Here is a 12,702-nt window from a genome sequence, read left to right as displayed (position 1 = left end):
CCTGGCCGCGCCAAGCTGTCGGCGCGACCATTAATGTACTTTATCACAACAAAGATCGTATGATCCGAGGTGTAGCATGTTTCCCAATCCGCAGGCCCTGTCCCAGGCCGCCCTTGACCATTATGTCCATTCCAACACCGATCTGGAAAAGCATCAGCAGACCGGATCGATGCTGATGGTGGAAGGCGACGGCGTGCGCGTGAAGGATGCGCAGGGACGATCCTATATCGAAGGGGTCGCGGCCCTGTGGTGCGCGGGCCTGGGTTTCAACGAACCGCGTCTGGCCGATGCGGCGGCCCGGCAGATGCGGCGCCTGTCCTATTATCATAATTTCGCGGCCAAGACTGCCGATGTGCCGGTGGCGCTGGCTGAACGTCTGGCCGAAATGGCGCCGGGTGACCTGAACCGGGTGATGTTCGCCACGTCAGGGTCGGAAGCCAATGACACGGCGGTGAAACTGGCCTGGTACTATCACAACGCCCTGGGCCAACCGGCCAAGAAGAAGATCATCGCCCGGCGTCAGGCCTATCACGGCGTGACGGTGGCCAGCGGCAGCATGACCCAGTTGGCGGCCATCAATGGCGGTTTTGATCTGCCCATCGACCGCTTCATCCATACCGACTGCCCGCATTTCTGGCGCTTTGCCGAACCGGGGGAGAGTGAGGCCGATTACGCCACACGGCTGGCCGACAGTCTGGAACGGCTGATCCTGGCCGAAGGGCCCGAAACCATCGCGGCCATGATTGCCGAACCGATGATGGGCGTGGGCGGCGTGCTGTTTCCGCCCGAAACCTATTTCCCCAAGATCCAGGCGGTCCTGCGCCGATACGATATCCTGTTGATCGCGGATGAGGTGATCTGCGGTTTCGGGCGGCTGGGCACCATGTTCGGATCGACGTATTTTGGCGTCACGCCAGACATCATGACGCTGGGCAAGCAGATTACATCCGCCGCCTTCCCCCTGTCCGCCATCCTGATGACCGACCGCGTGTTCAACGTGATCGCGGCGGAAAGCGGCCGGCGCGGCACCTTCGGCCATGGCTATACCTATGCCGGCCATCCGGTGGGTGCGGCCGTGGCCATGGAGGTGCTGGACATCTATCAGGAACGTGACCTGTTGTCGCATGTCCGCCGCATGGGCCGCGTCCTGCATGACCGTCTGGCCGCCCTGCATAACCACCCGCTGGTGGGGGAGGTACGGGGCGACGGTCTGGTCGCGGCGGTGCAGCTGGTGGATGACAAGGCGACCCGCCGTTTCTTCGATCCAGCCCAGGGCGTGGCCAAGGGCGTGGCGGCGCATTTGCAGGAAAATGGCGTTATCCTGCGGGTCCTGTCCAATGACAGCATCGCCATCGCCCCACCCCTGATCATCGGGCCGGATGATCTGACCCTGCTGCTGGACCGGCTGGAATCCTCCCTCAATTGGGCCGCCCGCAATCTGGGGAGGATGTGATGCGTCAGTATCAGCAGTTCATCGGCGGCGTCTGGCGCGATGGTACCGGCCCCGGAGAGACAGATGTCCTGTCACCGGCCAGCGGTGATGTGGTCGGGCAGATCAGGCATGCCGGCATGCAGGATCTGGCGGATGCCACCGCCGCCGCCGCGCGTGGATTTGCCCGATGGTCGCGGACTTCTCCCCTGGATCGCAGCCGCGTTTTGCGCCGGGCGGCGGACGGGCTGCGTGACCGGACAGAGGAAATAGCGACCTTGATCACGACCGAGCAGGGCAAGCCGCTGGCCGAGGCGCGGACGGAGGTTGCTGCCTGTGCCGATGTGATCGATTGGTTCGCCGAGGAAGGGCGACGCTCCTATGGGCGCGTGATACCGGGACGTCATCCCGATCAGCATCTGGAGGTAAGGCAGGTGCCGATCGGTCCGGTCGCCGCCTTCACCCCCTGGAATTTTCCATTGTCGCAGGCCATCCGCAAGATCGCCCCGGCCCTGGCCGCCGGCTGTTCCATCATTCTGAAACCGTCGGAGGAAGCACCGGGTGCGTGTGTGATCCTGACCGACCTGCTGATCGAGGCGGGATTGCCGGGCGAAGTGCTGTCCCTTGTCCTGGGCGACCCGGCCAGCATCTCCCGCACCCTGATCGCTGACCCGGTGGTGCGGAAGGTTTCCTTCACGGGTTCGGTTCCGGTGGGCAAACATATAGCGGCCCTGGCGGGGGCCGCCATGAAGCCCTGCACCATGGAACTGGGCGGGCATGCGGCGGTCATTGTGGCCGCAGACGCAGACCCGATCGCCGCTGCCAAGGCGCTGCTGCCCATGAAGTTCCGGAATGCCGGACAGGCCTGTATCGCGCCCACGCGGTTCCTGATCCATCGCAGCCTCTATGACGCCTTTGTCACTGCCATGCTGGAAGGGGCGTCAGCGCTCACCCTGCCGCCGTTGATCAATCCACGCCGGGCGGCGGCGGTGTCAGCCCTGGTTGATGAGGCGGTGGACCGGGGGGCACGGCTGCTGCTGGGCGGCGGCCCGCCAGCGCGCTGCCAATATCCGGCCACCTTCCTTGCCGATGTGCCAGCCGACGCCGCCATCCTGCGGGAAGAACCGTTCGGTCCCGTCGCGACCCTGCATCCCTTCGACAATGACGAGGAAGCGCTGGCAATTGCTAATGCCCTGCCCTTCGGCCTGGCCGCCTACCTCTTCACCGACGAAGCGCGACGTCAGGCCTATTTCGCGGACCGTGTCGATTGCGGCATGCTGTCCATCAATGCCGCACCCATCGCACTGCCCGAAACGCCATTTGGCGGCGTGCAGGACAGCGGCTTCGGCCGTGAAGGCGGCATGGAGGGGCTGGCCCCCTATCTGGCACCCAAACTGGTAACCGTTCATCACAATCTGTCAATCGGCATTAAAGTTTGACCCTGTATAGGCGTCGAAAATTGGCTCTGACGCAGTTTTGGTGATGTACCTTTCTACCCGGCGCCGGATCATGCCTTGGAAATCGGCGATGATGGTCCCGCAATCGGCTGCCGGTGCATGCCGGAGGGTCAGGGCGGCGGGCAGGAAATAGTTTTCAGCAGGATGTTGAGGCAGAACCACCTCGATTCCCCCTCAACCTGACAGCCTCCAGAGCCGTGCTTCCCCCTGACACGGTGATGGCTATGGCTGTATCCCCTCCATCAGGTCCAGGCGTTCCCGCAACGGATCGGCGATGAAGGCCGCCCCGTGGGCCCCGTAATCCATCAGCCGGTCCTGCGCCGGGACATAGGCCGGGTAACCCGGCGCGCCCGTCGCGGCGAAGGCCACGAAATGGTCGTGGAACGCCTTGGCGATGGCTTGGTCGGCTGGGGCGACGGCACCGGGATAGCGGGCGTCGATGGTGCGGAAGGCGTAGGGGATTTCGCTGGCATGGGTGGCGCCGGGCATTTTCTCCCGCTGGCTTTGCGCGACATGGGAGAAACGGTAGGTGAAGGTCGGCTGCCCCGCCGCCACCCATTGCCGCGCCAGGTACCGCGCCGGTTCGATGAACAGGCGGTCGCCCACGATCTTCCAGGTGGTCAGCAGCGGCGTCGGGCTGGCATAGGCCTGGCGGGCCGCCGCCTCCCTGGCGCCGAAGCCCTTCAGCAGCGCTTCGGCATCACCGATGGGAAAACCGTCCAGGCCGGTGGCGCCGATCATCATCGGCATGTATTGCACCCGGCCTGCCGCGACGGCCTTGGCCGGTTCCTCGACCAGGAATTTGCCGTCCAGCATGGGGCCGGCATAATGGTCGACGCCATTGCCCATGATGGAGCGCATGTCCAGCCCATCAACAATGCGGTCGGCCGGCAGGGCGCGCAGCGCCGCCAGACCGGTGGCGCCCTCCTCCTCCACCCCCGCCTTGCGGGCGAAGGTCACGCCGCGCTTTTCCGCCTCGGCCAGCGGCAGCAGGCCCAGGCCCGTGGACCGGCCCCCACCCGACATGATGATCGCCTTGTCGAACAGGCCCTTGGCCGCGGGTGCGGTCAGCAGGACATGCACCGACCGGCCGCCGGCACTTTCCCCGAACAGGGTGACATTGGCCGGATCGCCGCCGAAGGACGCGATGTTGCGGCGGACCCATTGCAGGGCCGCCACCTGATCCATGAATCCGAAATTGCCGGTCATCCTCGGCCCCGCTTCCGCCGTCAGGGCCGGATGGGCAAAGAAGCCGAAGCGGCCCAGGCGGTAATTCAGGCTGACCAGCACCACGCCCGACCGGGCAAAGGCCGACCCGTCATAGACGGCGGGTGACGATCCGCCATTGACGAAGCCGCCGCCATGGATCCAGACCATGACGGGGCGCTTGGCCCCCGCCTGCGGCTTGGGCGCCCAGACATTCACATACAGGCAATCCTCCCCCATCGGCCCGCCCAGCGGGGCGGCATCGCCGGGAAACGGGCTCTGCAGGCAGTCCAGCCCATAGGTATCGGCCTTGCGCACTCCCTGCCACGCGGGCACAGGCGCTGGCGGGCGCCAGCGCAGCGCCCCCACCGGTGCGGCGGCATAGGGAATGCCCTTGAAGGCCAGGATATCGCCGTCCGCCACGCCTTCCACCTGGCCGCCATCGACGGCGACAGGCCGGGCATGGGCGGCGGCGGGGGCCAGAAACAGCAGCAGGGCAAGCAACAGGTGACGCATCATCAACCCCCGGTTCAACGGCCAAAGCCGATGGGATAAAGCGGATCGGCGCTGTCATGCGGAAGGGCCGGCGACTGTGCCCGCACGGCGGACATGTCGGATGGCAGCTCGAACGGCAGGCGCCCCTTGGCCGCCACCGTCCCGCGCAGCGCATTGAACAGGGCCGCATCGCCAATACCGAACGCGGCCAGCAGCAGGGATGCATGCGGGCGCACCGCCGCAACGATGGCCGGCCGGTCCATGTCCACCACCAGGATGACCGGCGCCCCCGCCGCCGCCGCCTGCTTCACCACGGCCAGACCGGCACTGTCCGGTTTGAAATCCAGGTCGCCCTCATGCTGGCGTGAGCCGAAGAAATAATCGGGATGCAGCTTCTGGTACGGGGTGGACAGGCGGATCAGGCTGAGATCGGCCTGGGCCGGGCTGTCGGCGATGGTAAAGCCGGCTGCCCGTGCAACTGCAGGATCGACACCGGAGAGGAACAGGCGCTTCCCCTTGTCGGGAAGGGCCACGGGTCCCAGCCTGTTCTCCAGCACCACCAGCGCCCGCGCCTGGGCGGCACGTCCGGCCGCCACCTTGTCGGCCGAACCGACGATGGCGGCGGCACGGGTCGCATCGACGAAGGGATTCTCGAACAGGCCCAACTGGATCTTCAGCGCCAGGATGCGGGCCACCGCCGCGTCCAGCCGGGCCTCGGGCAGCAGCTTCTGTTGCACCGCCTCGCGCAGGGCGGTGCCGTCATCCACCCCGCCGAACTGGTCGATGCCGGCCAGCATGCCCTTGGCGAAGCGCTGCGGCTTGGTCAGGCTCTCCACGCCCCAGGGCATGGCGATTTCCTGCGGGACCTGCGGCGGCGTGCCGGTGCGGCAGCTTTCATTGCAGTCATGGGTGATGGCCCAGTCGGACAGGATCAGCCCCTGGAACCGGTGCGTGCCGCGCAGCAGATCAGTCAGCAGCTCGCTGGAATAGCCGCCACCCACCGGTTCCACCGGCTTGCCGTTCAGGGTCAGCCCCTTCTGGATCGTATAGGTGGGCATGATGCCGGTGGCCCCGGCCTCGAATGCGCCCTGGAAGGCCGCGACATGCCGGTCGAACCCGCCCTTGGTGAAATCGGTGAAGCGGCCATAGTAATTATGGCCGTCATAGCCGTCGACCGCGGCACCATAGCCGACCCAGTGCTTGACCACGGTGGCCACGCCACCCGCCGCCAGACCGGCATCGGCCCCCTGCATGCCCTGGACATAGGCTTTCACCTGTGCCGACACGCGGGCCGGGTCCTCCCCGAACGTGCCGTTCAGGCGGGACCAGCGGGGTTCGGTGCCCAGGTCGGCCTGCGGCGACAGCGCCATGGAGATGCCCACGGCCCGGTATTCGTCGCGCACCATGGCCGCAAACGTCCGGGTCAGGGCCGGATCGTCGATGGCGCCCAGGCCCAGCGTTTCCGGCCATTGCGAGAAGCCGCTGACCGTGACGCTGGCCCCGGCCGTCACCTGGAAATGGCTGCGCGGGTCGGTGGAGACCATGACCGGGATGCCCAGCCGGCCGCCGGCCGCGATCTCCTGCAACCGGTTGTTCTGCACCGCGAAATCCACCGGCGGCACCGCCATGCGGGTGATCATGGAGGTGACGTGGCGGTCCAGGATCATGGCGCGGGCGGCATCGGCGTCATAGGCCGGGCCGGCAAACATCGGGCCGCCCTGGATGGGGGCGGTGCCGTGCACCGCCTCCCCCGCCTTCTCCGCCAGCGTCATGCGCGACACCAGATCGGCGGTGCGCTGTTCCGGCGACAGGCGCCAATCCTCATAGGGGTTCAGTTTGCCATCGCGGTTCAGGTCGCGGAAGGACAGCCCGTCGGCCTTCACCTGCGGCTGGCCGGCGGGCAGGGCCGGCTGCGGTGGCGCGGCATGGCCGCCGGTGGCCAGCAGCAGGGCCGCCATCGACACCAGCCCGGTGGTGGTTCGGTTCGACATGCAAGCCCCCTTACGGCTTCAACGTGCGCTGGCTGACGCGGGCCTTGCCCGACAGCACGGTCTGGGCCGCCGACGGGCCGACGGCGACATCGTAATCGCCGCCATCGATGCGCCACTGATGCCCGGCCTCATCGAAATGGGCCAGCAGGCGGGGATCGGCCTTCACGGTCACGGTGCGGCGCTCGCCGGGCTTCAGGTCCACCTTCTCGAACCCGATCAGGCGGCGCAGGGGCTTGCCGGCGGCACCCGCCAGATAGATCTGCGGCGCGTCCTTGCCTTGCAGCTTACCGGTATTGGTCACCTCGAAACTGACGGTCAGCGTGTCCCCCCCTTTCACCCGCAGCTTGTCATAGGTGAAGGTCGTGTAGGACAGGCCATGGCCGAAGGGAAACAGCGGCTTCATCCCCTTTGCCGCGAAACGGCGGTAGCCCACGTCGGAACCCTCCTCATACACCACATCGAACTGTTGCTTCTCCGGCAGGCCCCAGCCCGGCAGGCTGGGGCGCGGATACTGATCCAGGCTGGCCGGGAAGGTCACCGGCAGGCGGCCGGACGGGTTGACCTTGCCGGTCAGGATATCGGCGATGGCCTCGCCTCCCTTCTGGCCGCTGTACCAGGCGGAAACGACGCCGCCGACCTTGTCCAGCCAGGGCATCAGCACCGGGCCGCCCGTCTGCAAGACAACGATGCTGTTGGGATTGGCCGCCGCCACCGCTTCGATCAGCTGGTCCTGGCCCTGCGGCAGGGAGATGTCATAGGCATCCAGCCCTTCCGACATCCACTGGTTGGCGAAGATGATGACGACATCGGCATCCCGGGCCAGGGCGGCCGCGGCGGCCGGATAGCGCCCGTCATTGAAGCTGACCGCGGCGCCGGGCAAGGCGGCGCGCAGCGCCTTCAAGGGTGATGAATTGTGATAGGCCTGACGCAGCCAGACGGCCATGAAGCCCTCGCCCCCCACGGGGATGACGGTGGGGTTGCCGCCATGGCCGGTTACCTGCGATGACCCGGCACCCGACAGGACGCCGCTATCGGCATGGCCGCCGATCACGGCCACCTTCTTTACGCCTGCCGCCAGCGGCAGGATGCCCCTGGGATTGGACAGCAACACGATGCCTTCATCGGCCACCTGCCTGGCGACGGCCTCATGCGCGGCCTTGTCGATGGCCGGGACCGGCCTGTCCTCGAACAGGCCGGCGGCGAACATCGACCGCAGAATACGCCGCGACATGTCGGACAGGCGTGCGGCCGGGATGGTGCCGGCGGCACTGGCCTGCTTCAGCGCATCGCCGAACCAGACCTGGTCGTCCAGCTGTTCGCCCGACTGCTGGTCCAGGCCCTTGGCGGCATAGTCGGTGGCGTGCACGGCCCCCCAGTCCGACATCACCCAGCCCTTGTAGCCCCAGTCGCCCTTCAGCACCTTGTTCAGCAGATGGTCGCTGCCGCAGGAATAGGCGCTGTTCACCAGATTATAGGCGCACATGACGGAGCCGGGCTGCCCGCGCTCGATGGCGATCTGGAAGGCCAGCAGGTCGCTTTCGCGATGCGCCGCCTCATCGATGACGGAATTGGCCCAGTGGCGGTTGGTCTCCTGGCCGTTCAGGCTGAAATGCTTGATGGTGGAGACGATGTTCTGCGACTGGATGCCCTTGATGCTCTCGCCCGCCATCACGCCGGCCAGCCAGGGATCCTCGCCCAGATATTCGAAATTGCGGCCGTTGCGCGGATCGCGGGCCAGGTTGGCACCGCCGGCCAGCAGCACGTTGAACCCCTTTGCCACCGCCTCGCGCGCGATCATGGCGCCGCCATCATGGGCCAGCTTGGGGTTGAAACTGGCGGCCAGCGCCAGACCGGACGGCAGGGCTGTGGCCGTGTCACCGGGCCGGATGCCCATCGGGTTGGTGACGCCCAGGCTGGCGTCGGTTTCCTTCAGCGCCGGGATGCCCAGGCGCGGCACGCCGGGGATATAGCCGGCGCCGCCGATGGCGCCCTCGGGCAAACGGTCGATCTTGAAGGGCAGCGCCATGGGGCCGTGCAGCAGGCCGATCCGTTCATCCGGCGTCAGCTCCGCATCCAGCAGCCGGGCCCGTTCGTCGGGCGGCAGCTTGCTGTCCCGCCAATCCTTCGCCCCGGCCGCCTGCGGTCCCACACCCAGCGCCGTGAGACACAATCCGGCAGCCAAGCCGCTCTTGAACAAACGATGGATATTCATCAATGCCTCCAGGGAATGTCTTTGTGAAAAAGCGGCGCGGGCGGACCCGTTTCCGGTGGAATGGAAGGGAGGTGCCCGGAAGCCCGCCCGCGCCGGAGGAAGATCAGAAATCGATGCCGAAGCGCACGCCGTAGGTGCGCGGCGGGGCGTAGAAATCACCATTGCCGTTGGTGGCAAGGCCGGCGGTGGCGTTGGGGCCGGACGTCGTGCGGACGTCGTCATTCTCCAGGTTGCGGACGAAGGCCATGATGGTCCAGGCCCCCTCGGAAGGCTTGTAGGTCAGGTTCAGGTCGGTGCGGGTGAAGTCACCTTCCTTGTTCTGAAGGAAGCCGTGATATTCCAGATACTTGGACGATTCATAGTGGGTCTGGACCCGCGCCGTCAGGCTGGCCCCCGACGCCAGCGTGAATTCATGCTGGTATCCGAGATTGATCGACCATTCCGGCGTGCGCGCCATGTGGCAGCCGGAGAAATCGGCCGCGCGCGGGGCCGGTGCCGCGTAGTTGGCGACAAAGCAGCGGGCGACGTTGGCGGTGGCCGCGTTGTTGGCGAAACTGTCGCCGCGGGGCAGCAGGAACTTCTTGTATCGGGCATGCAGCCAGGAGACGCTGGCGTCGATACGGTCCGCCTCGGTCAGCAGATAATCAGTCTCCAGCTCCAGGCCGTAGATTTCCGCCTTGTCGGCATTCAGTGTCACCGTGGCATCCTGCCCGGCGATAGTACCGATGGCGGAGACCTGGAAGTCCCGGTAATCGTAATAGAAGGCGGATGCGTTCAGCTGCAACCGGTTGTCCAGCAGCCGATTCTTCACGCCCAGTTCATAGGAGGTGATGTCCTCCGGCTTGTAGTCGTTGGGCTCCACCCCGTCGAAATAGCCGCCGGCCTTGTAACCCGTGGCCACGTTCGCATAGAGCATGCTGTCCTCAGCCAGGTCGTAATCGACGCCGGCACGCCAGTTCACGCTGTCCCAGCTATTGTCCGACACGTTCAGCGTCACCGTGCTGGTGATGGCGCCGGCATTGTTGGTGAAATAGGTGCCCCCATTGCGGCCCTTGCGGTCCTTGGTGTAGCGCAGGCCGCCAGTGAAGCGCAGTGCGTCCGTCGCCGACCAGGTGGCCTGGCCGAACACCGCCTTGGTGGAGGCGAAGACGTCAGGCTGGATGAAGCTCAGATAGCGGTTGTCGGCCTGGAAGATGCGGAAATCGACGTCATTGTCCTCCTTGAAGTAATAGCCGCCGATCACCCATTTCAGGCTGTCGGTCTCTCCACCCAGGCGCAGTTCATGCGACCAGGTTTCGTCGATCCCGTGGAAATAATTGGGGGCATGGGTGGCCGGGTTCTCACCGATGCGGTTGTCCTTGGCGGAATTGAACCCGACGAGATAGGTCAGCTGGGCAAAGTCCAGGTCGTAATTAACCTCGGTCCCGGCGCTCCAATAGGTGTTGTCACGATAGGTGTTGACGCGCGACAGGATGGTGCGCGGATCACCGGTTTCCAGCGGATAGGCGACGTCGCCGCCATTATTGCCACCCCGGTTCAGCCAGTCGGCGCGCAGGTTGATCGACAGTTTCTCGGTCGGCGTCCACAGCGCCTGCAGGCGCGCGGACTTGTCGTCCTGGCTGTCCTTGTCGTTGCCGGCCGCTGGTCCCGGCGTGATCGACTTCTGATAGCCATCATGGCGCGTCGTCTGGAACGCGGCGCGCAACGCCAGCGTGTCGTCCAGCGGCACGTTCAGCATGCCGCTGGTGGTCAGCGCATCGTAGTTGCCGAACTCCACCGCGGCGGAGCCTTCCAGCTGCGGCGTCGGCTTGCGGGTAATCACGTTGATGGCGCCGGCCGTGGCATTGCGGCCATACAGCGTGCCCTGCGGCCCGCGCAGCACCTCCACCCGGTCGATGTCATAGAACAGCGCGCCGGTGGCCGTGGCACGGGCGATATAGATGCCGTCAATATGATAGGCGACGGCGGGATCGCCCACCTCGGTCACGTTCGTGCTGCCGATGCCGCGCATGAAAATCTGCGAGGCGCCGCCGCCGGTGTTGGTGATCTGCAGGCTGGGCACGGTCGCCGACAGGTCGACGACGCTCTTCACGCCGGCGCTCTCCAGCCCGTCCCCGGTAATGGCGGAGACGGAGATCGGCGTCTCCTGGAGATTTTCGGCCCGGCGCTGCGCCGTGACCACGATCTCCTCCAACTGCAGCGCATTATCCGCGGCCTGAGCCAGGGCAGCGGAGCCGGGGGCCATGGCAAGCATGGCGGCACCCAGAAGCAGGCGAGACTTGTACATTTTTCACTCCCTCTTCGTCTTTTCGATCGTTGGGGGAAGCGAACAAGATCACCCGACACCCAGTCAGGCGACGGCCGGCCGTTTCCGTCGCGGACGACGTCCGTGCGGATCGGTGAAATGGACAGGCGCCGGCCGCTGACGCGATGCGTCAGGCCATGGCGGCGGGGCGTGTGGATGAAGTCATTGTCAACCTCCCGTTATCGTCCCCTTCAGGGGTTCTGGTCTTCTACGGACGACATTCTTTAGGGACAACGTTGTCCCCGTCGTTCCGAAAATAGCCGGCCCCTACGGCACCGGCGTGAAATATCTGTTACCATCGATAACCATCGTCCGCAAGGACAAAATGTCCAACGTTGTCCCCGTCCGCATTGCTGCCTGCGCAGGGCTGGGGTACAAGCATGCGACAGCAGGAAAAGCGGAGCGCCCCGGTTCGTGAGCAAGCCCACCATCCATGACGTGGCCCGCGTGGCCGGCGTGTCGATCAAGACCGTGTCGCGCGTCATGAACGGGGAGCCGAAAGCCAGTCCGGCAACGCGGGAACGGGTGCGGGCGGCGATGACGTCGCTGGATTATTCCCCCAACCTGTCGGCACGCAGCCTGTCGGCCGCGCGCAACTACATGATCGCCTTCGTCTTCGGAACCTACCCGGAATTTCCTACCCTGTCCTTGCAGAATGAATATATTGCCGGCCTGCTGGTGGGGGCGGTGACGGCGGCGCGGGCGGCGGGGTTCCACCTGCTGGTGGAGCCGCTGTCAATGACGGATGAGGGATTTGAGGAACGGGCGGCCCGGCTGATCTCCATGCCGGCGGTGGACGGCTTCATCATCATGCCGGGCCTGGCTGACGATCCGCGCCTGCTGAAGGTCCTGACCGAACGGCGCGGCCATTATGTGCGGGTCAGTCCCGGCGTGGAGATGGCCGAACTGCCGGCCATGGTGCGCATCGACGATTACAAGGCGGCGGCCGACATGACGCGGTATCTGCTGGACCTGGGCCATCGCCGCATCGGCTTCATCGGCGGCCGCGCCCATTTCGGGTCGGCCGAACTGCGCCTCCAGGCGTTCCGCGACGTGATGTCGGCGGCCGGCGCCTTCGATCCGACCCTGATGCGCAACGGCGACTATACCCGGGAATCGGGGCGGATGGCGGGTGCGGAACTGCTGGCGCTGGAGCAACGGCCCACCGCCATCTTCGCGGCCAATGACAGCATGGCCATCGGGGTCATGGCGGTGGCGCAGCAGCAGGGGTTTCGCGTGCCGGCCGACCTGTCGGTGGCCGGCATCGACGACATCACCCTGGCATCCAACATCTGGCCGGGTCTGACCACAGTGCGCCAGCCGCTTTTCGCCATGGGGGCGGCGGCGGCCGGCTATATCGTGGCGACGGGCACCGGCAGCATCCCTCCCCCGCCGCTTCCGTTTTTCGTCCATGAACTGGTGGTGCGCGACAGCACGGCAGCCCCCACGATCAGGGGCTGTCAGGGTTAGGTTGACGTGCTTCCCGATGTCATCCCAGCTATTGGGAACCTATCGCTGAACAGGATGGCCATCTGAGCCTTGGCGGATGTCCATTCAGGGGGGCGTTTTCCACTAGCTTTCAGCCCTGTTCAAGACAAGAAACAGTA

Annotated in this window: 7 protein-coding genes; 3 read left to right on the top strand and 4 right to left on the bottom strand. The window is 65.9% G+C overall.

Annotation, left to right across the window (positions count from 1 at the left end):
- The first annotated feature begins 76 nt into the window (after positions 1 to 76).
- Positions 77 to 1,453, top strand: a complete 1,377-nt coding sequence (locus AC1Q7F_RS23765) for an aminotransferase (protein ID WP_492511020.1) — start codon at positions 77 to 79, stop codon at positions 1,451 to 1,453.
- Entirely contained in the window at positions 1,453 to 2,868 is a 1,416-nt protein-coding gene (locus AC1Q7F_RS23760) for an NAD-dependent succinate-semialdehyde dehydrogenase (RefSeq protein ID WP_492511019.1), read from the top strand. The genes AC1Q7F_RS23765 and AC1Q7F_RS23760 overlap by 1 nt, the downstream gene beginning before the upstream one ends.
- Positions 2,869 to 3,108: 240 nt before the next feature.
- Here the strand turns inward: AC1Q7F_RS23760 and AC1Q7F_RS23755 are convergent, their stop codons facing one another.
- The 4 genes from AC1Q7F_RS23755 to AC1Q7F_RS23740 form a co-directional block, all read right to left on the bottom strand.
- The gene (locus AC1Q7F_RS23755; protein WP_492511018.1) at positions 3,109 to 4,608 is read right to left on the bottom strand and encodes a carboxylesterase/lipase family protein; all 1,500 of its coding nucleotides are present in this window, start codon (positions 4,606 to 4,608) and stop codon (positions 3,109 to 3,111) included.
- Between the two features lie 14 nt (positions 4,609 to 4,622).
- Positions 4,623 to 6,578 carry a glycoside hydrolase family 3 protein gene (locus AC1Q7F_RS23750; RefSeq protein WP_492511017.1) on the bottom strand — a complete coding sequence of 652 codons (1,956 nt, stop codon included), beginning with the start codon at positions 6,576 to 6,578 and terminating at the stop codon, positions 4,623 to 4,625.
- A 10-nt stretch (positions 6,579 to 6,588) separates the two neighbouring features.
- A complete protein-coding gene (locus tag AC1Q7F_RS23745) occupies positions 6,589 to 8,790 on the bottom strand; it encodes a beta-glucosidase family protein (protein ID WP_492511016.1) in 2,202 nt (733 codons plus the stop codon).
- A gap of 103 nt (positions 8,791 to 8,893) precedes the next feature.
- The gene (locus tag AC1Q7F_RS23740; protein ID WP_492511015.1) at positions 8,894 to 11,077 is read right to left on the bottom strand and encodes a TonB-dependent receptor; all 2,184 of its coding nucleotides are present in this window, start codon (positions 11,075 to 11,077) and stop codon (positions 8,894 to 8,896) included.
- 432 nt (positions 11,078 to 11,509) lie between these two features.
- Between AC1Q7F_RS23740 and AC1Q7F_RS23735 the strand changes: the two genes are divergently transcribed.
- A complete protein-coding gene (locus AC1Q7F_RS23735; RefSeq protein ID WP_492511014.1) occupies positions 11,510 to 12,565 on the top strand; it encodes a LacI family DNA-binding transcriptional regulator in 1,056 nt (351 codons plus the stop codon).
- Positions 12,566 to 12,702 lie beyond the last annotated feature (137 nt).

Source organism: Niveispirillum sp. GW835-FHT14G11, assembly GCF_058793615.1.
Note: the sequence above shows the minus strand (reverse complement) of the source record. Positions and strands in the feature narration are given on the sequence as shown.

Coding starts and splice junctions, on each gene's coding strand:
- AC1Q7F_RS23765 (WP_492511020.1), top strand. CDS start 77: ATGTTTCCCAATCCGCAGGCCCTGTCCCAGGCCGCCCTTGACCATTAT.
- AC1Q7F_RS23760 (WP_492511019.1), top strand. CDS start 1,453: ATGCGTCAGTATCAGCAGTTCATCGGCGGCGTCTGGCGCGATGGTACC.
- AC1Q7F_RS23755 (WP_492511018.1), bottom strand. CDS start 4,608: ATGCGTCACCTGTTGCTTGCCCTGCTGCTGTTTCTGGCCCCCGCCGCC.
- AC1Q7F_RS23750 (WP_492511017.1), bottom strand. CDS start 6,578: ATGTCGAACCGAACCACCACCGGGCTGGTGTCGATGGCGGCCCTGCTG.
- AC1Q7F_RS23745 (WP_492511016.1), bottom strand. CDS start 8,790: ATGAATATCCATCGTTTGTTCAAGAGCGGCTTGGCTGCCGGATTGTGT.
- AC1Q7F_RS23740 (WP_492511015.1), bottom strand. CDS start 11,077: ATGTACAAGTCTCGCCTGCTTCTGGGTGCCGCCATGCTTGCCATGGCC.